Annotated in this window: 15 protein-coding genes; 12 read left to right on the top strand and 3 right to left on the bottom strand. The window is 63.7% G+C overall.

The genetic code is table 11. The features are described 5' to 3' along the window. The first annotated feature begins 142 nt into the window (after positions 1 to 142). The 11 genes from NCT03_RS04780 (at position 143) to parC (ending at position 17,043) form a co-directional block, all read left to right on the top strand. Positions 143 to 1,288: a formylglycine-generating enzyme family protein gene (locus NCT03_RS04780; protein ID WP_250492173.1), complete on the top strand. Its 1,146-nt coding sequence runs from the start codon at positions 143 to 145 to the stop codon at positions 1,286 to 1,288. Positions 1,289 to 1,333: 45 nt separating this feature from the next. Then, positions 1,334 to 2,407, top strand: coding sequence for an HAD family hydrolase (locus NCT03_RS04785; protein WP_250492070.1), 1,074 nt, complete (start codon positions 1,334 to 1,336; stop codon positions 2,405 to 2,407). Positions 2,408 to 2,450: 43 nt separating this feature from the next. Next, positions 2,451 to 4,115: an arylsulfatase gene (locus NCT03_RS04790; protein WP_244827481.1), complete on the top strand. Its 1,665-nt coding sequence runs from the start codon at positions 2,451 to 2,453 to the stop codon at positions 4,113 to 4,115. Between the two features lie 18 nt (positions 4,116 to 4,133). Continuing rightward, a complete protein-coding gene (locus NCT03_RS04795) occupies positions 4,134 to 6,713 on the top strand; it encodes a fused MFS/spermidine synthase (RefSeq protein ID WP_250492071.1) in 2,580 nt (859 codons plus the stop codon). 79 nt (positions 6,714 to 6,792) lie between these two features. Beyond that, on the top strand, positions 6,793 to 7,761 hold the full coding sequence (locus NCT03_RS04800; RefSeq protein WP_250492072.1) for a SphA family protein: 969 nt from the start codon (positions 6,793 to 6,795) through the stop codon (positions 7,759 to 7,761). Between the two features lie 129 nt (positions 7,762 to 7,890). After that, positions 7,891 to 8,691 carry a bestrophin-like domain gene (locus tag NCT03_RS04805; protein WP_250492073.1) on the top strand — a complete coding sequence of 267 codons (801 nt, stop codon included), beginning with the start codon at positions 7,891 to 7,893 and terminating at the stop codon, positions 8,689 to 8,691. Positions 8,692 to 8,807: 116 nt separating this feature from the next. Beyond that, on the top strand, positions 8,808 to 9,548 hold the full coding sequence (locus NCT03_RS04810; RefSeq protein WP_250492074.1) for a class I SAM-dependent methyltransferase: 741 nt from the start codon (positions 8,808 to 8,810) through the stop codon (positions 9,546 to 9,548). A 133-nt stretch (positions 9,549 to 9,681) separates the two neighbouring features. After that, positions 9,682 to 10,095 carry a DUF4399 domain-containing protein gene (locus tag NCT03_RS04815; RefSeq protein ID WP_502800349.1) on the top strand — a complete coding sequence of 138 codons (414 nt, stop codon included), beginning with the start codon at positions 9,682 to 9,684 and terminating at the stop codon, positions 10,093 to 10,095. Positions 10,096 to 10,409: 314 nt separating this feature from the next. Further along, complete coding sequence (locus NCT03_RS04820; protein ID WP_250492075.1) at positions 10,410 to 12,344, top strand: ATP-binding cassette domain-containing protein; 1,935 nt, start codon at positions 10,410 to 10,412, stop codon at positions 12,342 to 12,344. A 335-nt stretch (positions 12,345 to 12,679) separates the two neighbouring features. After that, complete coding sequence (locus NCT03_RS04825; RefSeq protein ID WP_244827487.1) at positions 12,680 to 14,659, top strand: DNA topoisomerase IV subunit B; 1,980 nt, start codon at positions 12,680 to 12,682, stop codon at positions 14,657 to 14,659. 65 nt (positions 14,660 to 14,724) lie between these two features. Then, positions 14,725 to 17,043: a DNA topoisomerase IV subunit A gene (gene parC, locus NCT03_RS04830; protein WP_250492076.1), complete on the top strand. Its 2,319-nt coding sequence runs from the start codon at positions 14,725 to 14,727 to the stop codon at positions 17,041 to 17,043. Between the two features lie 49 nt (positions 17,044 to 17,092). On the opposite strand, the gene NCT03_RS04835 is transcribed toward parC, so the two are convergent. Together NCT03_RS04835 and NCT03_RS04840 are read right to left on the bottom strand one after the other, a co-directional pair. Beyond that, positions 17,093 to 17,668 carry a PIN domain-containing protein gene (locus tag NCT03_RS04835; protein ID WP_250492077.1) on the bottom strand — a complete coding sequence of 192 codons (576 nt, stop codon included), beginning with the start codon at positions 17,666 to 17,668 and terminating at the stop codon, positions 17,093 to 17,095. Continuing rightward, positions 17,665 to 18,132: a helix-turn-helix domain-containing protein gene (locus tag NCT03_RS04840; protein WP_250492078.1), complete on the bottom strand. Its 468-nt coding sequence runs from the start codon at positions 18,130 to 18,132 to the stop codon at positions 17,665 to 17,667. The genes NCT03_RS04835 and NCT03_RS04840 overlap by 4 nt, the downstream gene beginning before the upstream one ends. Before the next feature lie 138 nt (positions 18,133 to 18,270). On the opposite strand from NCT03_RS04840, the gene NCT03_RS04845 reads away from it, so the two are divergent. Next, positions 18,271 to 18,729 carry a CopD family protein gene (locus tag NCT03_RS04845; RefSeq protein WP_244827489.1) on the top strand — a complete coding sequence of 153 codons (459 nt, stop codon included), beginning with the start codon at positions 18,271 to 18,273 and terminating at the stop codon, positions 18,727 to 18,729. Between the two features lie 3 nt (positions 18,730 to 18,732). On the opposite strand, the gene NCT03_RS04850 is transcribed toward NCT03_RS04845, so the two are convergent. Continuing rightward, positions 18,733 to 21,225, bottom strand: coding sequence for a bifunctional diguanylate cyclase/phosphodiesterase (locus NCT03_RS04850; RefSeq protein ID WP_250492079.1), 2,493 nt, complete (start codon positions 21,223 to 21,225; stop codon positions 18,733 to 18,735). Positions 21,226 to 21,276 lie beyond the last annotated feature (51 nt).

Here is a 21,276-nt window from a genome sequence, read left to right on the forward strand (position 1 = left end):
AGATTGCTAACATTTATTCGTTCGTATATTGGTGGCTCCATTGTGTTGGCTCCCATGCGACACGGTCGGGGTGACGGCAATGGCGAACATACCGGTGAATCACAACGCGGCCGGGCGAAGCTCGGAATTCAACGCAAGGCGCATGGCGCTGTGGGCCGTGCTCGTGCTGCTATGTCCGGCGCTCGTCGGATTCGCGGTGAGCCGCGCGCTGCGCGAGCCCGCCAGGCCGACGGTCCATGCCGTCCTCGGCGACGGCGTGAGCGGCCCGAAAGGCATGGCGTGGATACCCGGCGGCGAATTCCAGATGGGCAGCGACAGCAAGCGCGCGCAAGCCAACGAACGTCCGGCGCATACGGTGCGCGTTCACGGTTTCTGGATGGACGAGCATCACGTGACGAACGCCGAATTCGGCGCGTTCGTGGCGGCCACGCACTACATCACCACCGCTGAAAAGAAACCCGACTGGGAGACGCTCCGGGTGCAGTTGCCACCCGGCACGGCGCGTCCGCCGGACAGTGCGCTCACGCCGGGCGCAATGGTGTTCGTCGGCACACGGGAACAGGTGTCTCTGCAAGACTATTCGCGCTGGTGGCGCTTCGTGCCGGGCGCGGACTGGCGGCATCCCTCGGGGCCGTCGAGCAATATCGATGGCAAGGACGATCATCCCGTCGTGCAGGTCTCCTACGAAGACGCCGAGGCCTATGCCAAATGGGCGGGCAAGCGCCTGCCCACCGAAGCCGAATGGGAATTCGCCGCGCGCGGCGGGCTCGATCAGGCGACCTATTCCTGGGGCAACCAGTTCGCACCCGACGGCAAGCAAATGGCCAACGTCTGGCAAGGCCAGGAAAAGCAGCCGTTCCCCGTCGTCAACGCGAAAGCGGGCGGCGCGGCCGGGACGAGCCGCGTGGGGAGTTTTCCGGCCAACGGCTACGGACTCTCCGACATGACCGGCAACGCGTGGCAATGGGTAGCCGACTGGTACCGGGCCGATCAGTTCAGGCGCGAGGCATCGATAGGCGGGGTGGTCAACGAGCCCGCGGGCCCGGCCAGTTCATGGGACCCGGCCGATCCCGGCGTTCCCGTGGAAGCGCCCAAACGCGTTACGCGCGGCGGTTCGTTTCTGTGCAACGAAGACTACTGCCTGAGCTATCGGCCAAGCGCGCGGCGCGGCACCGACCCCTACAACAGCATGTCGCACCTCGGTTTCAGACTCGTGGTGGATAAGGACGTCTGGCAAGCGGCGCATGGCGCATCGCCGGCGAATCCGACTCGGACCGCCGCTCGCTGAACGCATCGGCGCGGCAACACATTGCTTTTGCGAAAGGAGAGTCGAGTGCGGCGGGGACTTCGACACATTCTTGCTGGCGTGCGGGCCGCGCTGCTGACTGCCGCGTTCGCGGTGCTCCTGGCGGGCTGCGCGCGCTCCGGCAACGACGCGTCCGCGCAGGCCAGCGCCGGCGTGAGCGCCAGCACCGCGCAGATGGCGCAAGGCGTTCTGCCGTCGTGGCGCGGCGGCCGCGCTCGGCAAGCGCTCATCGACTTCGTGCAAACCGTCACGCGCGAAGGATCGCCAACCTATTTGCCGCCCGCGCGACGTATCGCCGTGTTCGATAACGACGGTACGTTGTGGAGCGAACAACCTATCTATTTTCAGTTTGCCTTCATGCTCGATGAAGTGAAGGCGGCCGCGCCGAACCATCCGGAATGGCGTGGCGACCCGGCGTTCAAGGCGTTGGCATCGGGCGACAAGGCCGCGCTCGCGGGCCAGCAAAAAGCATTGCTGAAACTGCTCGCGGTGGCGAACAGCGGCATGACGGTCGATGAATACGACAGCGCCATTCGCGCGTGGCTCGCAACATCGAAGCATCCGACGCTCGGGCGTCCGTACACCGCGCTCGTCTATCAGCCGCAACTCGAACTGCTCGACTATTTGCGGGCGAATGGCTTCAAGACTTTCATCGTGTCCGGAGGAACGATCGAATTCATGCGCGTGTTCGCCGAACAGGTCTACGGCATTCCGCCCGAACAGGTGATCGGGTCGAGCCAGCTCGTGAAGTACGTCGTGCGCGACGGCAAGCCCGCACTCGTGCGCGAACCGAAGCTCGATTTCGTCGATGACGGTCCCGGCAAGCCCGTCGGCATCTACCGGAACATCGGCAGGAAGCCCGTGCTCGCGTTCGGCAACTCGGACGGCGACTTGCAGATGCTGCAATACACGGCCGCGCAGGACGGGCCGCATCTCGAACTGATCGTGCATCACGACGACGCGGCGCGCGAATTCGCCTACGACCGCCAGTCGAAGATCGGCAAGCTCGACCGCGCATGGGACGAGGCGCTCGCGCGCGGGTGGATCGTCGTGAGCATGAAGAACGACTGGAAGGCGGTTTATCCGGCAAGCGCGCCATGACGGGCGACGCGCGAAAGACGTATGGCGCTCAAGGAGAATCACAATGACCAAGCCGCAACTCCGACGCTTCCGCTATATCACCGGCGCGCTCGCCGCGCTCGCCGCGATCTGCGTGCTGATCGTCCCGCCGATCGTCTCGACCGCGCAGACGCCGAACGCGGCGAAGCCCGCAAAACCCGCGCCGGCTCCCGCGCCCGCCGCCGCGCAGAACAATAATCAGAATGGGAAGAAGCCCAACATTCTCGTGATCTTCGGCGACGATATCGGGCAGACCAATATCAGCGCATATAGCAAAGGCGTGGTTGGCTACGAAACGCCGAACATCGATCGCATAGCCAACGAGGGCATGCTTTTCACCGACTACTACGCGGAGAACAGCTGCACGGCGGGCCGTTCGACCTTCATCACGGGCGAAGTCACCTTGCGCACGGGGCTGTCGAAAGTGGGCATTCCCGGCGCGGACGTCGGCCTGCAGGCGCAGAACATCACCATTGCCGAGGCGCTCAAGCCGCTCGGCTATGCGACCGGCCAGTTCGGCAAGAACCATCTCGGCGACCGCGATCAGTACTTGCCCACCAAGCACGGCTTCGACGAGTTCTTCGGCAACCTGTATCACCTGAACGCCGAGGAAGAACCGGAGCGTCCTTATTATCCGAAGAACGACACGGCGTGGGTCAAGGCGAACGCGCCGCGCGGCGTGATCCATTCGTTCGCGGATGGCCGCGTGCAGGACACGGGTCCGCTCAACACCAAACGCATGGAGACGATCGACGACGAAACGACGAGCGCCGCCATCGACTTCATGCAGCGCCAGAACAAGGCCAACAAGCCTTTCTTCGTGTGGATGAACACGACGCGCATGCATTTGTTCACGCACGTGCGGCCATCCATGCTCGGTCAAAGCGGCATGCCGGGCAACGAATACGCCGACGGCATGATCGAGCATGACAACGACGTCGGCAAGCTGCTCAAGGCGCTCGACGACATGAAGATCGCGGACAACACCATCGTCGTCTATACGACGGACAATGGGCCGAACCAGTTCTCATGGCCGGATGCCGCCACCACGCCTTTCCGCAGCGAGAAAAACACCAACTGGGAAGGCGCGTTCCGGGTGCCCGCGATCATCCGCTGGCCCGGCAAGATCAAGCCGGGGACGGTTTCGCGGCAGATGATCTCGGGCCTCGACTGGTTCCCGACGCTGGTCGCCGCGGCGGGCGACAACGGCATTGCCGACCGCTTGCTCAAGGGCGCGGCGATCGGCGGCAAGAACTTCAAGGTGCATCTGGACGGCTATAACTTCGTGCCGTATCTCACAGGCCAGACGAAGGACGCGCCACGTCACGAGTTCTTTTACTTCAACGACGATGGCCTGCTCGTCGCGATGCGCCAGGACGACTGGAAGGTGGTCTTCTGCGAGCAGCGCCAGCCGGGCGGCTATGAAGTGTGGGCGAACCCGTTCACGTGTCTGCGCGTGCCGAAAATCTTCAATCTGCGCATGGACCCTTACGAGCGCGCCGATATCGTCTCCGACCAGTATTACGACTGGACCACGAAGAACGTGTATATCGCGCAATACGCCGTCTCGAAGGTCGCGCCGTTCCTCGCGACGTTCAAGCAATATCCGCCCGCTCAACGGCCCAGCAGCTTCAGTATCGACCAGATGACCGACAACTTGATGAAGAGCATCGAAAGCGCGGGCAAGTGATCCGGGAGCCGAGAGACGATGACAGATCTGAGCGCCGCGATCAAATCCGCCCGGACCAAGGCAAGCCGCCGCGCACCGGCCAGCGCCGATGCGCATCACGCGAGCACCATGCGTCTCGCGTGGCCTGCGTTGCTGTTGTTTGCATCGGGCGGCGCGGCGCTGATCTACCAGGTGTTGTGGGTGCGGCAACTCACGCTCGTGGTCGGCATCGAAGTGCAGGCCGTGACCGTTGCGATCAGTGCGTTCTTTGCGGGACTCGCGCTCGGCGGATGGCTCTTCGGCAAGCTCGCCGACCGGAGCATGCGGCCGTGGTTGCTGTACGCGGGACTGGAACTCGCCGTGCTTGGCCTCGGTCCGGGCGCGACGCACGCGCTGGCGCACTCGGCCGCGCTCTTCGCGACGCTGCAAGAGCGCGCCGGGCCGCTTGCGTGGTTCTTGCCTTTCGCGCTGGTCGGCGCGCCTGCCATCGCGATGGGCGGCACTTTGCCCGTCCTCATGCGTGCAACCGGCGCGTCGCGGCAAGACATCGGTAGCGCGGGCGGGCGGTTGTACGCGGCCAATACCGCGGGCGCCATCGCTGGCGCGTTGCTGCCGGTGTTCGTGCTGATTCCTTTGCTAGGCGTGCAGGGCAGCGCCTATGCGGCCGCGCTTCTCAACGCCTGCGCCGCGATCGGTGCAATGTTGCTCATGCGCCGCGCCGCCGTGCAGAACGGTTCGCTCGATGACCCCGCCGCGCGCGCCAGCGCCGCTTCCTCCGGCTCGCGCATCGCCATTGCGCTCTATGCCGTCGCGGGTGGCATCGCGCTCGGCTACGAGGTGATCTGGTCGCAGGCCATCGGGCAATTCGTCAGCACGCGCAGCTTCGCTTTTTCCATCGTGCTCGCCACGTATTTGCTCGGTCTTGCGCTCGGCAGCGCGATCGCGGCGCGCCATGCCCAACGGATACGCGACCCGTGGAGCGCATTCGGCGTGCTGATCGCGTCGGCGGGTCTGGCCGCGTTCGCGGGCGTCGCATGCGTGGGCGACTGGCTTTCGCTCGCCCAGGGTCACGCAGCCGACTTCGGCCTGAGCGTGACGGGCAACATGCTCGCGTCGATGAGCGCGGGCTTTGCCGTCGCCGCATGCGTGATCGTGCTCGTGCCGACGATCTTGCTCGGCGCGGCGTTCCCTTTCGCGCTCGCCATGGCCGCCGATGGGGACACGGCGCACGGAAGCGGCATCGCAAGCCGGGTAGGGCGCGTCGTCGCGATGAATACCGCGGGCGGCATCGGCGGGACGCTGTTTGCGGGTTTCGTGCTGATTCCGTCGCTCGGTCTGATCCGCTCGCTCGGCTTGCTTGCGGTCGCGGCGAGTCTGATCGGCTTGTCGGCGGCACTGAGCGCGCGTTCCGCACAAAAGGCCGGCATCTGGGCGAGCGCGGGCATTGCGGCGATCTCGGTTGCCGTCGCGATCGTCGTGCCGTCCGACCGGCTTGGCGTGCTGCTCGCCAAGGCGCATCACGGCAGCCTTGCCTATTACGAGGAAAGCTCGGGCGGGACGGTCGCCGTGCTCGAACAAGGCCCTGAGGCGCAACGGTTCCGCCGTCTCTACATTCAAGGTGTCTCGAACTCGGGCGACGCCATGACGTCGCTGCGCTACATGCGTCTGCAAGCGCTGCTGCCGCTCATCGTGCATGCCGGTGCGCCGCGTTCCGCGCTCGTCATCGGACTCGGCACGGGTATCACGGCGGGCGCGCTGCTCGCGTGGCCGGGCCTCGAAAAACGGGTGGTCGCCGAATTGTTGCCGGCGGTCGTGCGCGCGTCGCCGGCCTTCGCGGGCAATTACGACGTGAGCGCCGATCCGCGCATCGAACTTCGAGCCGGAGATGGCAGGCGCGAACTGCTGTCGCGCGATGAACGCTACGACCTCGTGACGCTCGAACCGCCGCCGCCATCGGCGGCGGGCGTGGTGAACCTGTATTCGACTCAGTTCTACCGGCTCGCGGCGGCGCGGTTGAACGAGCGCGGTATCGTCGCGCAATGGTTGCCAATCGCGACGCAAAACGAGCAGGAAACGCGCTCGCTCATCCACAGCTTCATGCAGGTGTTTCCGCATGCCGCGCTCTTCACGACCGAGTTCCACGAGATGATGCTGATCGGCTCCAGGCAGCCGTTGACGCTCGACGTGCCGCGCATTCGCGAGCGCTTGGCACAGCCCGACGTAGCGCGCGCGTTGAACGAGGTGGGCATCGGCTCGGCGGAAGCGCTTCTTGCAACTTATGTCGCGGACCGCCCCGCACTTGCCTACTATGCCGCCGATGCCCGCCCCGTCACCGACGACGATCCGCGCATCGAATACGCGCCGTGGGTCGAGCCGACGGATTTTCCGGCGACGCTGACGCGCTTGCTGGCGTTGCAGAACGAACCGCCGCTCGCAAACGGCGACGCCGGATTCACCGAAGCGCTGCACAGCGAGCGCGACACACTGCATGCGTTTTACCGGGCGGGACTCGATGCGTATCGTGGCGACCGCAACGCATGGGCGGGGGAAATTCGCGCGGTGCTGAGCGCCGACCAGGCGAACCCGTATTACCGCTGGGTGCTCGGCGCGCACGACTGAGCGCCGCATCTTGCTTGCGTGAAATCGTTGTTTTTTCTAAAGGCGATGAACCGGCATGACGTTACCGACACACCACCTCATGCATGCTTTCCGAGTCCATTGGCATCGCCTCGCCGTGGCGCTTTTCGTGGTCGGCGTCTGCCTGCTGCCTTTATCCTCGCGTGCGACCGAGGGCGCGTTGGGGCGGCCCGTTGCGGGCATGAGCGTGCTGTCCGGAATCGGCATTGTTCCGCCAGAGCCGCTGACGCTGGTGAGTCTGCAGCAAATTTATATCGATGGTTCCATCAGCGGCAATCGTCAGGTCCCGATTGCCGGCAAGACCTCGCTCGGGATCGACGGGCAAGTCGCCTTCACGCTCGCGACGGTGCTCAAGGTATGGGGCGGCTTTGCGGGATGGGACTTCGCGTCGGGAATCACGGTTCCGTACGTATGGACCGAAGTGACGGCATCGTTTTCGGCGGGGCGTTTCGGAACGACGAGCAGCGACCGCGCGTCGAATCTGTTCGACCTCTACTTCACGCCTATCGTGGCCGGGTATCACGTTTCCCAGACGGCGCATATCGCGCTCAGCTTCAATTTCTGGGCGCCCACCGGTCACTACGATGCGAACGCGCTCGCCAATCCCAGCCTGAATAACTGGACCTTCGTCCCGCAGGTCGCGTTCACCCAGTTGATGCCGAAATACGGGCTCGAATTCGACGTCGTGGCCGGTCTCCAGTTCTATACGCGAAACACCGCAACCGATTATCAGAACGCGCCATTGTTCACGCTGGATGCAATGGGACTGAAGAAGTTCTCGAACGGCCTGGGGGTTGGCCTCGTGCTCGGAACGGTTCAGCAGTTGGGCAACGACTCGGGACCGCTCGCGGACAGGCTGAACGGCTTTCGGGGGCACGACTTTTCGATGGGTCCGATCCTCACCTACGACACCAAGATCGACGGCAAGCGCCCGTTGTCGGCGAGCTTGCGATGGGTACCGTCGATTGCAAGCACGAACCGGTTGAAGAGCACGGCGAGCGTGATGGCGACCATGTCCGTCGCTTTCTAGGCCGCGGCCGCCCTTCGATCGACGAGTCGAAACGCTGCGTCCCCGGCGTTTTTTCAACTGCACCGCGCCTGCTTTCTGGTCGATAATGCGGCGAACCGTTGCGCCGCCGCGCCCACGACCCATGCGCTCATGACTGAAGTCGAATCCGCCGTCCTCGTTTTCGCGTTGCTGCTCGCAAGCACCGGCTTGGGCGCGATCGTCCGGCCGTTGCTGCCCGAGGAGCACAAGGCGCAGGAGACCGTGCAACTCGTGCAACTGCTGGTCGGCATGCTGGTGACCTTCGCGGCGCTCGTGCTCGGCTTGCTGACGGCATCCGCGAAAACGGTCTTCGATACCACCAACACCGACTTGCGCAGTTACGCGACATCGATCATCGAACTCGATCACACCATGCGCGATTACGGCGCCGACCTTGAGCGCGCACGTGCGCTCTTGCGCTCGTACACCGCTGCGGCGATCGCCAGCACCTGGCCCGACGAAGCGCCGCCCGTGGGCGATTATCCGGCGGTCGGCACATCGCTTGGCGGAGCCGACAATCTCGCGAGCCGCACGCTCGGCGAATTGCTCAATCGTGGCCAGCATGAAGTGCGCGTGCTCGCACCGGGCGATGCCTACCACCAGCGCCTCGCCGACGAATGCGCGACGCGCTTCGAAGACCTCATCGCGCTGCGCTGGAAGCTCGTCGAGGAAGCGCATGGGTCGATCTCCTATCCGTTCGACCGGATTCTCGTGGGCTGGCTGCTCATCATCTTTCTCTGCTTCGGGCTGATCGCGCCGCGCAACGCGCTGTCGCTCGTGACGATCACGCTGGGCGCGCTGTCGATCGCCTCGGCGGTGCTCGTGATCCTCGACCTCGACACGCCGTTCTCCGGTCCGATCATGGTGCACAGCCAACCAATGCGCGACGCGCTGGCTTATCAGAGCCGCTAATCTCCGGTTACGCTGACGCGTGCTTCGTCGCGCTCGCCGACGAGAAGCGCTAATCTCCTGTTACGCTGAGCGGCGCTTCGTCGCGCTCCATCACTCGTTCGCCTACAGAGCCGCTCATGTCCAGTTACGCTGATCCACGCATCGTCGCGCTCTACGACGCGCTCAATCCCGCCGCCGCCGATACCGCGTTTTATCTCGCGCTAGCCGAATCGGCGGGACATATCGTCGATCTGGGCTGCGGCACGGGCTTGCTCGCCTGCGAATTGGCGATGCGTGGCTACAAGGTCACGGGCATCGATCCTTCCGCGCCGATGTTGCGCGTTGCGCGCGCGTGTGCGCATGCGCACGGCGAGCGCGTGACGTGGATCGAAGGCGACGCTTCCGCCTTGCCGTTCGTCGCCCCTGCCGATCTCTTGTTGATGACGGGTCACGTCGCGCAAGTCTTTCTCGACGACGCTACCTTTCTCGCCACGCTCGTGGCCGCGCGCCGGGCGGTGCGTCGTGGCGGACGCATCGCCTTCGAAAGCCGCAATCCCAATGCGCGCGCGTGGGAGCGATGGACGCCGGAGCATTCGCGACGTCGCGTGAGCGGGCCGGATGGACGCGGCGTCGAAGTGTGGCAGGAACTTCACGAGACCCCCGATCCGCTAATCAGCGCACGCGCGGCCTTCACGACGCACTATCGTTTCGACGATGGCGAGACGCTATCCGCAAAGAGCGAGTTGCGCTTTCGCTCGCGCGATGAGTTGGCGCGCCTGCTCAATGACGCGGGTTTTGCGCAGATCGATTGGTATGGAAACTGGGATTGTGCGCCGGTGACGGACGAGAGTCCCGAGTTGATCGCCGTGGCGTCGTGATCGCTCGGACGCGAGCGCGCCACGTTGGCGTGGCGAGTAGCCACGACAACTTCACGACACGCGGTGTATCCTTGGTCGCGGCCTCGGCGCGAAGGCTCGCGCAATCGGCCGGTTTATCGACAAGGAGAACACGATGCTTAAGAAAACGCTCTCGAAAGCGCTATTGCCCGGCGCATTCGCGCTCTCGATGCTCGCTGGCGCGGCACATGCGCAATCGTCGCGCGTCTACTTCGCGGAGCCGAAAGACGGCGCCACCGTCACGAGCCCCGTGCATGTGACGTTCGGCGTGGACGGCATGAAGATCGCGCCAGCCGGCACGATGACGGAAGGCACCGGACATCACCATCTGCTCATCGACAGCGGTCCCTTGCCCAAGGGCACCGTGATTCCCGCGAACGATACCTCGCTGCACTTCGGTAAAGGCCAGACGGAAGCCGATGTGAAGCTGCCGCCGGGCGATCACACGCTCACCATGCAGTTCGGCGACGGCCAGCACAAGTCGTATGGGCCGGAGATGAGTTCCACTATCAAGGTTCATGTGAAGTAACGTGAGGGCGGCGGGGGCAGCGGCGATTCCTTGCGGAATGGCCGAGGCTGCCGTCGCGATTCTTTCGTACCTACCGGCACGCCGCATCCGCATCCAGCCGACGATTGCATCGGCCGCATCGACGTCCCATGCGTTTCGGACCAGCCACGCCGCCGCGCCCTCGTCCATACGGCCAGGGCCTTCGCCGACGACCGCGCGCGCACGCCGCGTTTCCGACTCGCCATCCTCGTCCATTCAGCCAGCGCCCCAACCCTCGGGCCTAACATCGGTACAATGGCCGCTTCCCCGGTATCGCACTGTTCGCATCCATCCCCATGTCGCTTTATTCCATTACGGACGCGCAGCTCGCGTTCGGTCACGTCGCATTGCTCGATCACGCGGATTTTTCGCTCGAAGCGGGTGAACGCGTCGGTCTGATCGGCCGCAACGGCGCGGGCAAGTCGTCGCTACTCAAGATCGTGGCGGGGCTTGCCGCGCCCGACGACGGTCTCGTCACGCGTCAGAACGAACTCTCCACGGTCTATGTGCCGCAGGAACCCGAATTCGATCTCGACGCCACCGTGTTCGATGTCGTCGCCTCCGGCCTGACCGAAGCACGCGCGCTCCTCGACGAATACGACGCCGTCGCCCACGAACTCGCGGATACCCCCGAAGGCGCGCAGCACGACGCCTTGCTCTCGCGCATGAACGCGCTGCAATCGGCGCTCGATTTGCGCGATGCCTGGAACTGGCGCAATCGCGTCGCGACCACGCTCGCGCAGATCGGTCTCAACGGCGACGCGCGTTCGGGCGCGCTGTCCGGCGGCATGAAAAAGCGTGTCGCCCTGGCCCGCGCGCTCGTCGTGCAGCCCGACGTGCTCTTGCTCGACGAACCGACCAACCATCTCGACTTCGACGGCATCCGCTGGCTGGAAGACCTGCTCGTGACACTGCGCACTGGGCTGCTTTTCATCACGCACGATCGCGCGTTTCTGGATCGCGTGGCTACACGCATCGTCGAACTGGATCGCGGGCGGCTCTTGTCGTATCCCGGCAACTTCAGCGCGTACCAGACGAGAAAGGCGCAGCAACTCGAAGTCGAACAGGTGGAAGCGGCGAAGTTCGACAAACTGCTCGCGCAGGAAGAAGTGTGGATTCGCAAGGGCGTGGAAGCACGCCGCACGCGCAGTGTCGGACGCATTGCGCGGCTCGTCGAGATGCGCAACGAACGCGCCAAACGCCGCAACGTGCAAGGCAACGTCAAGCTGGATGTCGGGCAGGGCGAGAAATCCGGCAAGATCGTCTCCGAACTGACCGATGTAACCAAACGCTTTGGCGGGCGCACCGTCGTCGATGCCTTCACGGCCACCGTCATGCGCGGCGACAAGATCGGGTTCGTCGGGCCGAACGGCGCGGGCAAGACGACGCTGCTCAAGCTGATTCTCGGCGAATTGCAGCCCGACGAAGGGCGCGTGCGTACCGGCACGAACATTCAGGCGGCGTATTTCGATCAGATGCGCGCACAGCTCGATCTCGACAAATCGCTCGCCGACACCATCAGCCCCGGCAGCGAATGGGTCGAAGTGAACGGCGTGAAGAAGCACGTGATGAGCTATCTCGGCGACTTCCTGTTCGCACCGGAACGCGCGCGCTCGCCGGTGCGCTCGCTGTCGGGCGGCGAGCGCAATCGGCTGCTGCTTGCGCGGCTCTTTGCGCGGCCCGCCAACGTGCTTGTGCTGGATGAGCCGACCAACGACCTCGACATTCCCACGCTCGAACTGCTCGAAGAACTGCTCGCGGAATACGACGGCACCGTGCTGCTCGTGAGTCACGACCGCGCTTTTCTCGACAACGTGGTGACGTCCGTGTTCGCCGCGGAAGGCGGCGGCAAGTGGCGCGAGTATGTCGGCGGCTTCTCGGACTGGCAGATTCAGCGCGAACGTTCGGAGCGTATCGCCGAGGAAGCCGCGCGTCAGAGCGCGAAGGAAGCGACGAAGGACGACGCGCCGAAGGAAAGCGCGGCCGGCCGCAACGCGCAACGCAGCGTCAAGATGTCGTTCAAGGAACAGCGCGAGCTGGAAGCGCTGCCGGTGCGCATCGCGGAACTGGAAGAGGAGCAAAAGCGCATCGGCGCTCAGTTGGAAGACGGTTCGATCTTCGCGAAGGACGCCAAGGAAGGCGCGCGTCTTTCGGAGCGGCACGCAGCGATCGACGAGGAACTCATGGTTGCGCTCGAGCGCTGGGAAGAGCTCGAAGCCAAGCGCAAGTAACACACGCATTTCAGCATGCCTGGCCGCGACCGCGCGAAATCGGCGCGGTCAGGGCTGGCCTTTTATTCGTCCGATGTGGGCGGCGCGGACGAAAACCGCTATTCTCCTAGCGCGGCCAAGGATCGGCGGGCGGGGCGAGCGCTCCGCACGAGCACATCCGGCCAGGCAGATAACGTTTCGAGCAATCGATCAAGCATTCGCCGGCACTTCGGGCGCATGTCGTGGCATTCCCGCGAGCACGCACGATGCCGGGTCAACGTTCAACTATGACCACGAAAAAATCCAGCGCGGCCGAGTCAGGCACGCAACACCGCGCAGCGCAACGAGAGCGCGCGATGAGCGCGAAAGCGGCCGGCTACAGCGAAGCATCGATCAAGGTTCTCAAGGGGCTCGAGCCGGTCAAGCAGCGGCCCGGCATGTACACGCGCACCGAGAACCCGCTGCATATCATTCAGGAAGTCATCGACAACGCGTCCGACGAGGCGCTCGGCGGCTACGGCAAGCAGATCACCGTCACGCTTCATACGGACAACTCCGTGTCCGTCGAGGACGACGGCCGTGGCATTCCGTTCGGCCTGCATCCGGAAGAAGGCGTGCCGGTGGTCGAAATCGTGTTCACGCGCTTGCACGCGGGCGGCAAGTTCGACAAGGCCGCGGGCGGCGCCTACACGTTTTCCGGCGGGCTGCACGGCGTGGGCGTTTCGGTCACGAACGCGCTTGCCACGCGCCTCGAAGTCACGGTCTGGCGCGACAACAAGATCGCGCAACTGGCGTTCGCCAATGGCGACGTCATCGAGCAACTCGTCACGCGCCCCGGCGACCGGGGCGCGAAAAAGACGGGCACGCGCGTGCGCGCATGGCCCAATCCCAAGTACTTCGATTCCCCGAATTTCCCGCTCGGCGAACTGCAGCGCCTGTTGCGTTCTAAAGCCGTCTTGCTGCCGGGCGTGGAAGTGGCGCTCGTCATCGAGAAAACGGGCGAACGGCAATCGTGGCGATACGAAGACGGTTTGCGCGGCTATCTGCTCGAAGGCATGGGCGGCAGCGACTTGCTGATCCCGCTTTTCGAAGGCGAACGTTTCGCGGAAAGCTCGCGTTCCAGCGAGGAAACCTTCGCCGAAGGCGAGGGCGCGTCGTGGGTCGTCGCGTGGAGCGAGGAAGGGCCGCTTCTGCGTGAGTCCTACGTCAATCTGATCCCGACGCCCGCGGGCGGCACGCACGAATCCGGCCTGCGCGACGGGCTCTTTCAGGCGGTTAAAAGTTTCGTCGAGCTTCATAACCTTCAGCCGAAGGGCGTGAAACTTCTCGCCGAGGACGTGTTCGCGCGCGTGTCGTTCGTGCTCTCCGCGAAAGTGCTCGATCCGCAGTTCCAAGGCCAGATCAAGGAACGCCTGAACAGTCGCGATGCCGTGAAACTCGTTTCGTCGTTCTCGCGTCCGGCGCTCGAATTGTGGCTCAACCAGCACGTGGAATACGGCAAGAAGCTCGCGGAACTGGTGATTCGCCAGGCGCAGGCGCGTACACGTGCCGGGCAGAAGGTCGAGAAGCGCAAGAGTTCGGGCGTCGCGGTGCTGCCGGGCAAGCTGACGGATTGCGAATCGACGGATATCGCGCGTAACGAACTCTTTCTCGTCGAGGGCGATTCGGCGGGCGGCTCCGCGAAAATGGGCCGCGACAAGGAGTTCCAGGCAATCCTGCCCTTGCGCGGCAAGGTGTTGAACACGTGGGAAACGGAACGCGACCGGCTCTTCGCGAACAACGAAGTGCATGACATCGCCGTGGCGATCGGCGTCGATCCGCATAGTCCGGACGACAAGATCGACCTGTCGAATCTGCGCTACGGCAAGATCTGCATTCTCTCGGACGCGGACGTCGACGGCTCGCACATTCAGGTGCTCTTGCTCACGCTTTTCTTCAAGCACTTCCCGCAATTGATCGAACGCGGTCACGTGCATGTGGCGCGTCCGCCGCTCTTTCGTGTCGATGCCCCTGCGCGCGGCAAGAAGCCCGCGCAGAAACTCTACGCGCTCGACGAAGGCGAACTCGAAGCCATCCTCGACAAGCTGCGCAAGGATGGCGTGCGCGAAACCGCATGGACCATCAGCCGCTTCAAGGGCCTCGGCGAAATGAGCGCGGAACAGCTCTGGGACACGACCATGAACCCCGACACGCGCCGTTTGCTGCCGGTCGGCCTGGGCGATCTCGGCTTCGATCTCACCGTCTCGCGCATGACCATGCTGATGGGCAAGGGCGAAGCCGCGTCGCGCAGAAGCTGGCTCGAAGAGAAGGGCAACGAAGTGGAAGCGGACATCTGAGGCTCGCAATTTGGCCCAAAGCGCCCGCATGCAACGCGCCCTGAACGCATAACAACGGATATTCGATGGGAATCACAGACGATCTCTTCGCCGATCAGCAAGCAGCACCGGAAGGCGAACAACTCACACTCGGCGATTACGCCGAACGCGCTTATCTCGACTACGCGGTGAGCGTGGTCAAGGGCCGCGCGCTGCCCGACGTGTGCGACGGGCAAAAGCCCGTGCAGCGCCGCATCCTCTACGCGATGAGCGAGATGGGGCTCGCCTCGGGCGCGAAGCCGGTGAAGTCGGCGCGCGTGGTCGGCGACGTGCTCGGCAAGTATCACCCACACGGCGACCAGTCCGCCTACGACGCGCTCGTGCGTCTCGCGCAGGACTTTTCGATGCGCTATCCGCTCATCGACGGTCAGGGCAATTTCGGCTCGCGCGACGGCGATGGCGCGGCAGCCATGCGCTACACCGAAGCGCGTCTCACGCCCATTGCGCGCCTTTTGCTCGATGAAATCGATCAGGGCACCGTCGATTTCATGCCGAACTACGACGGTTCGTTCGAAGAGCCGAAGCTCTTGCCCGCGCGTCTGCCGTTCTTGTTGCTCAATGGCGCATCGGGCATTGCGGTGGGTCTCGCGACCGAGATTCCCTCGCACAATCTACGCGAAGTGGCGCAGGCCGCCGTCGCGATGATCCGCGACCCGAAACTCGGCCATGCCGGCGTGATGGAAAAGCTGAACGGCCCGGACTTTCCGGGCGGCGGGCAGATCATCTCGAGTCACGCGGAAATCTCGACGGCCTACGAGACCGGACGCGGCAGCCTTAAAGTGCGCGCCCGCTGGAAGATCGAGGAACTCGCGCGCGGTCAGTGGCAACTCGTCATTACCGAATTGCCGCCGAGCACGTCCGGACAGAAGGTTCTCGAAGAAATCGAGGAGCTCACCAACCCGAAGATCAAGCTCGGCAAGAAGACGCTCACGCCCGACCAGTTGCAGACCAAGCAGACACTGCTCGGCTTGCTCGACACCGTGCGCGACGAGTCCGGCAAAGACGCGCCCGTGCGGCTCGTATTCGAGCCGAAGTCGAGCCGTATCGACCAGACCGAATTCGTGCATTCGCTGCTCGCGCATACGAGCCTCGAATCGAACGCGGCGATCAACCTGGTGATGGTCGGCGCGGATGGCCGGCCGCGGCAAAAGGGCATCGTCGAAATCTTGCACGAGTGGGTCGGCTTCCGCTTCGTGACGGTGACGCGCCGCACGCAGCATCGGCTGAACAAGGTGAACGACCGCATCCATATTCTCGAAGGGCGGATGATCGTCTTCCTGAATATCGACGAGGTCATTCGCATCATCCGCGAGGCGGACGAGCCGAAGCAGGCGCTGATCCAGCGCTTCAACCTGTCGGACCGGCAGGCGGAAGACATCCTCGAAATCCGCTTGCGTCAGTTGGCGCGGCTCGAAGCGATCAAGATCGAGCAGGAGCTGGCCGACCTCGGCACCGAGAAGACGAAGCTCGAAGATTTGCTCAATAGCGATGCCGCGATGAAGCGTCTGCTCATCAAGGAAATCGAGTCGGACGCGAAGCAATATGGCGACGATCGCCGCACGCTGATTCAGCAGGAAAAGCGCGCGACCTTCGAAGTGCGCGTGGTCGACGAACCGGTGACGGTGGTCGTCTCGCAGCGTGGCTGGGTGCGCGCGCTGAAAGGCCACGGACTCGATCCGGCGGGCTTCACCTTCAAGGCGGGCGACAGTCTTTACGCGGTGTTCCAGGCGCGCACGCCGGACACGCTCATCGCTTGGGGCAGCAACGGGCGCGTGTATTCCGTGGCGGTCGCGTTGCTGCCGGGCGGCCGTGGCGACGGCGTGCCGGTCACGTCGCTGATCGAACTGGAGTCGGGCTCGCACTTGCTGCATTACTTCGCGGCGACGGCGGAGCAGCCGTTGCTGCTGGCATCGAGCAATGGCTTTGGCTTCATGGCGAAGCTCGGCGACATGGTGAGCCGCAACAAGGCGGGCAAGGCGTTCATGACGATCGACGAAGGCGCATTGCCGCTTGCGCCGATGCCGGTCGTGCCGGGCGCGAACTATGTCGCGTGTTTATCTAGCACGGGGCGACTGCTCGTGTTCGGCATGGACGAGATGAAGACGCTCTCGGGCGGCGGACGCGGCGTGATTCTGATGGCGCTCGATCCGAAGGAAACCTTGCGTCAGGCGCTTGCCATCGATGCACGCGGCGTGGTGATGATCGGCACCGGACGCGGCGGCAAGCCGAAGGACGAGAAGCTGTCGGGCTCGCAGTTGCAATTGCATCTGGGCAAGCGGGCGAGAAAGGGCAGGACGCCGGATGGGACGTTGAAGGTCGCGGAGTTGAGGCCGGTGTTCGAGTGAGGGCGATTGCGGGTCCGTCGCGATGCCGGTTTGCTTCCGGCATCGCGCTCTACAAGACCGACCGGAATCTCGCGAGAGATTTACAAGTAGTGACGAGCCCCTGCTTCGACAGGATGTCGAGATAACGGTCCACGTCGAGCAAAGGGTTCCTTAGCTGTCTGCGTTGACGTTGGGCCGCGAGCACCACGGCGGCTTCGTCGAGATCGAAAAGATTGTCGACGAACACATCGGGGTGCTGCGCCTCGACGTCGTAGGTCGACAAGACTTCGTTTGGAAAATCGCGCTCGTTGAACGTGACGATAACGCTCGCGCCGCAGCGAATTGCCGCCGCCAGCACATGGCGGTCGTTGGGATCGGGAAGGTCGAGCGCGTCGATGAGTTCGTCATAGTGGGTGACGAGTGCGTCTGGAATGGCGGCATCCATCAGGGCGGCCGTGCGGTCCACTTGTCGTGCCGACAAGTCGGGACGGTTACGCAAGAGATTGCGCTTCCATTCGTCGTGTATTCGCGCGCTCCATCGCGCTCTGAAAAGCCCGGACAAACCCAGCCACATCAGAAAGTCTCGCAACGGCGCCGGGTACAACACGCACGCATCATAAATAACCGTAAAGCGGGAACTCCTCATTCGTAACCCATTCCTAGTTCTTGTGCCTGTCGGGTTAATGCTTCCATGGCCTGCTCGCTTTCTTGATCGCGCTCGGCTTTGTAGCGCATGAGGTCCGTGAAGCGCACGCGGCGATGCTTCCCGGTCTTGCGAAACGGCAACGCATTGGATTCGAGCAATTTGACGAGATGCGGTCTGGAAACATTGAGCAGATCGGCGGCCTCTTGCGTGGTCAGTTCGGCGTGAACCGGGACCACTCTTACAGCGTTGCCGTCCGCGAGTTCGGCGAGGATATCGACGAGCAGCCGAAGCGCCGAAGTTGGCAATTCAACTTGATGCGCCTTTTCATGGTCATCGTAGATTTGAATGCGTTGAGTCTGAAATCCGGTCGAGAGATAGGCGGCAAGCGTGCGCTGTCCTTCGCCCGCCACCTGTACTTCGCGTTCGACCGGCAGCGTCGTCTCGGATATGGCTGGATGGGTCATGGCTGTTCTCATGTACGTTCGGCAGGCTTTCCATTTTATTCGAAATAAACGAAAATCGCAGCAAACAAAAACGGCTACACATCGCGTCACTCGCGGCACCTTCCTCCCGAACCTAATCACCCGATAATCAAAAGACCCATGACCCACGCCATCGAAGCCGCCCTTTTCCTGCATCTGCTCGGTGTCGCCATATGGATAGGCGGGATGGTCTTCGCGCATTTCTGCCTGCGCCCGGCGCTCGGCGATCTCACGCCGCAATTGCGCCTGCCGCTCTGGGAAGCCGTGTTCGCACGCTTCTTCAACTGGGTCGCGGGGTCGGTGCTCGTGATTCTGCTCACGGGCGGCTTCCTGCTGTGGCAGTTCGGCGGTGGTCACGCGGCGTGGCCGCTGCACGCCATGGCGGGGCTCGGCATCGTGATGATGCTGATCTTCGGGCACATCCGCTTCGGCGTGTTTCCGCGCATCCGTCGCGCGGTGCAGGCGCAGAACTGGCCCGATGGCGCGCGCGCCGTGGGCACGGTGCGGCGCCTCGTCGTGATCAACCTGGTATTGGGCGTGGTGACGATCGGTACTGCCGTCTTGTCGCGCGGCTTTTGAGTCTCAAACGCCGCGTTCGTCGCTCAGCGCGGGACTCGGCGGCTCTTGACCCGCATGGCCCGCATCTTTCTCCGAGCGTGGCATGACCCCTCGTGTCAAGCCGCATACGCCAAAGCGGTCGAGCAGCGCCTGCACGCCATCCGCCGGTACAGGCCGCGAGAACAGGAAGCCTTGCGCTTCCACCGGACCGAGCGCCGCGAGCCACACGATCTGCTCTTCGCGTTCCGTGCCTTCCACGACCACCGTCAGGCCGAGCGAACGCGCGAGATTCACGATGGCCGACACCATCACGCACACGCTGCGGTCTTCGGGAATCGCCTGGATGAAGGAGCGATCAACCTTCAAGGTATCCACCGAAAAACGGTTCAGATACGACAGCGACGAATAGCCCGTGCCGAAGTCGTCCAGCGCGATACGCACGCCAAGACGCTTCAACGCCATGATCTTTTCCTGCACGAGCTCGGGGTATTCAACCATCACGGTTTCGGTGATCTCGAGTTCGAGCTTGTCCGACGGAATGCCGCTCGCCTCGATGGATCGCGCCACCGTCTCAAGCAAGTCTCCCCGCCAGAATTGCACGGCCGATATGTTCACCGCGAGCGACAAGCCGGTGTAGCCCTCGCGCTGCCATTGCGCGAGCTGCATGCAGGCCGTGTGAACCACGAAGTCACCCACCGCGACGATCAAGCCGGTCGACTCCGCAACCGGAATGAATTCGTTGGCGGGAATCAGCCCATGCTGCGGATGATTCCAGCGCACGAGCGCCTCGAAACCCGTAATGCAGCGCCGCGCCAGATCGATCTTCGGCTGATATACGAGAAAGAGCTGCTGCTCCGTCAACGCGACGCGCAACTGCTGCTCCCACTTCATCAGATGATCCGCGCGATGCGACAACTGCGGCGAATAGAACTGATAGCAGTTCTTGCCCGCGTCCTTCGCGCTGTACATCGCGAGATCGGCCTTCTTCAGCAGATCGATCTCGCTTTCGTTCGATACCGAAAAGAGCGCAATGCCGATGCTCGCGTGCAGCACGAACGCACTGCCGCGCACATCGAACGGCGTGGCGAACATGGTCGAGATGTCGTCGGCGAGCGTGATCGCGCGCTGCTCCACTTCCTCGCCCTTGACGACCACCACGAACTCGTCGCCGCCGATACGCGACAGCGTGCCGCTTTGTCCGACGGTTTCGGCGAGACGCGACGCCGTCATCTGCAGGACGATATCGCCCGCGTTGTGGCCGAGCGTGTCGTTGACGGTCTTGAAGTTGTCGAGGTCGATGAAGAGCAGCGCAAGCCGTCCGATGTTCTCGGTGTGCGCCACGTCCTGCCGCAGCCCGCGCAGAGTCGAATAGCGATTACGCAAGCCTGTCAGCAAATCGTATTCGACGAGATGCGTCATCTCGCGCTCGCGCCCGAGCAGCTTGCCGATGAGACCAGTGGCGACCGCGAAGAAGCCCAGCATCGCGAGCGAGATGAAGCCCGCCATCAGCAGATACACGTTGCGCGTGTGATTGAAGTCGACGAGTTCCTCGCGCTCCGAAAGGCCGACGAGCACGCCGAGCGGATAGCCGTCGATATGCCGGTAAGACACGATGCGCCTCACGCCGTCGATTGGATCGACGTAGATGCCCGACGCGTGCTCCGACGTCGGATACACGCCGCTCGCGCTGAACTCGCCGTGGACGGGGCCGCTCGCGTTGCGCGCGCCACTGCCCTTGGCCACGGCGTTCGGCGCGTGTGCGTCGGAGGCCGCAGACGAAGCGCCAGAGGCGCCGGATACGCCAGCTACGCCAGAAGTGCCCGCTCCGCCGCCCGTACTGCGCGCGAGCACCGAGCCGTTGTCGGACACGACCGCGATCACGCCTTCATGCCCGATGGACGCGACGTTATAGAAATCGCTCGTGAAGTACGCGGGGTCTTCCGAAACGACGACCACGCCCGCGAACGAGCCATCGGAATGATTCAACCGCCGCGTGATCTGCAGCGTCCAGATGCCGGAGACGCGTCCGCGCACGGGCCGGCTGATATAGAGCAGGTCGTCGTTGGAGTGGACGTGAACCTTGAAGTGCTCGCGATCCGACAAGTCGATGGGCTTCGGATGCGGATCGGCCGTCGTGGCGATGAGCGCGCCGTGTTCGTCGATGAGCGAGACTTGCACGAGCGTGTCGCTCTGCACGACGCCTTTGTCCACGGTCGCGATGAGATCGAACTCGCTGGGCGACTTCTCGTATTCGTACTTGACGAAGCGCGTGATCTGATCGACCTGATGGATCGCCTTGATCGTGTGCTGTTCGAGCGCGGAGGAGAGGATGGCGGCGGACGCCATGGATTCGTGCGTGGTGGATTCACGTTCCACCGAGAGCCGCGTGAAGATCACGGCCCACAACGACACCAGCACCAGTGTGCCGAGCACGGGAATGAGCAACAGTGCGCGCCGCCGCCGCGCGCCCGGTGTCGCGGAGCGCGCGTCGCTGGCCTTGATGCGCGAGCGCTTCATGGAAGGCGTGGGCCCGCGAGGGCATGCAACGCTTCGGCTGACGAAGAGCAC

Origin of the sequence: Caballeronia sp. GAWG1-1, from assembly GCF_023631465.1 — a bacterium.
Classification (GTDB): domain Bacteria; phylum Pseudomonadota; class Gammaproteobacteria; order Burkholderiales; family Burkholderiaceae; genus Caballeronia.

Coding starts and splice junctions, on each gene's coding strand:
- NCT03_RS04780 (WP_250492173.1), top strand. CDS start 143: ATGGCGCTGTGGGCCGTGCTCGTGCTGCTATGTCCGGCGCTCGTCGGA.
- NCT03_RS04790 (WP_244827481.1), top strand. CDS start 2,451: ATGACCAAGCCGCAACTCCGACGCTTCCGCTATATCACCGGCGCGCTC.
- NCT03_RS04795 (WP_250492071.1), top strand. CDS start 4,134: ATGACAGATCTGAGCGCCGCGATCAAATCCGCCCGGACCAAGGCAAGC.
- NCT03_RS04800 (WP_250492072.1), top strand. CDS start 6,793: ATGCATGCTTTCCGAGTCCATTGGCATCGCCTCGCCGTGGCGCTTTTC.
- NCT03_RS04805 (WP_250492073.1), top strand. CDS start 7,891: ATGACTGAAGTCGAATCCGCCGTCCTCGTTTTCGCGTTGCTGCTCGCA.
- NCT03_RS04810 (WP_250492074.1), top strand. CDS start 8,808: ATGTCCAGTTACGCTGATCCACGCATCGTCGCGCTCTACGACGCGCTC.
- NCT03_RS04815 (WP_502800349.1), top strand. CDS start 9,682: ATGCTTAAGAAAACGCTCTCGAAAGCGCTATTGCCCGGCGCATTCGCG.
- NCT03_RS04820 (WP_250492075.1), top strand. CDS start 10,410: ATGTCGCTTTATTCCATTACGGACGCGCAGCTCGCGTTCGGTCACGTC.
- NCT03_RS04825 (WP_244827487.1), top strand. CDS start 12,680: ATGAGCGCGAAAGCGGCCGGCTACAGCGAAGCATCGATCAAGGTTCTC.
- parC (WP_250492076.1), top strand. CDS start 14,725: ATGGGAATCACAGACGATCTCTTCGCCGATCAGCAAGCAGCACCGGAA.
- NCT03_RS04835 (WP_250492077.1), bottom strand. CDS start 17,668: ATGAGGAGTTCCCGCTTTACGGTTATTTATGATGCGTGCGTGTTGTAC.
- NCT03_RS04840 (WP_250492078.1), bottom strand. CDS start 18,132: ATGACCCATCCAGCCATATCCGAGACGACGCTGCCGGTCGAACGCGAA.
- NCT03_RS04845 (WP_244827489.1), top strand. CDS start 18,271: ATGACCCACGCCATCGAAGCCGCCCTTTTCCTGCATCTGCTCGGTGTC.
- NCT03_RS04850 (WP_250492079.1), bottom strand. CDS start 21,225: ATGAAGCGCTCGCGCATCAAGGCCAGCGACGCGCGCTCCGCGACACCG.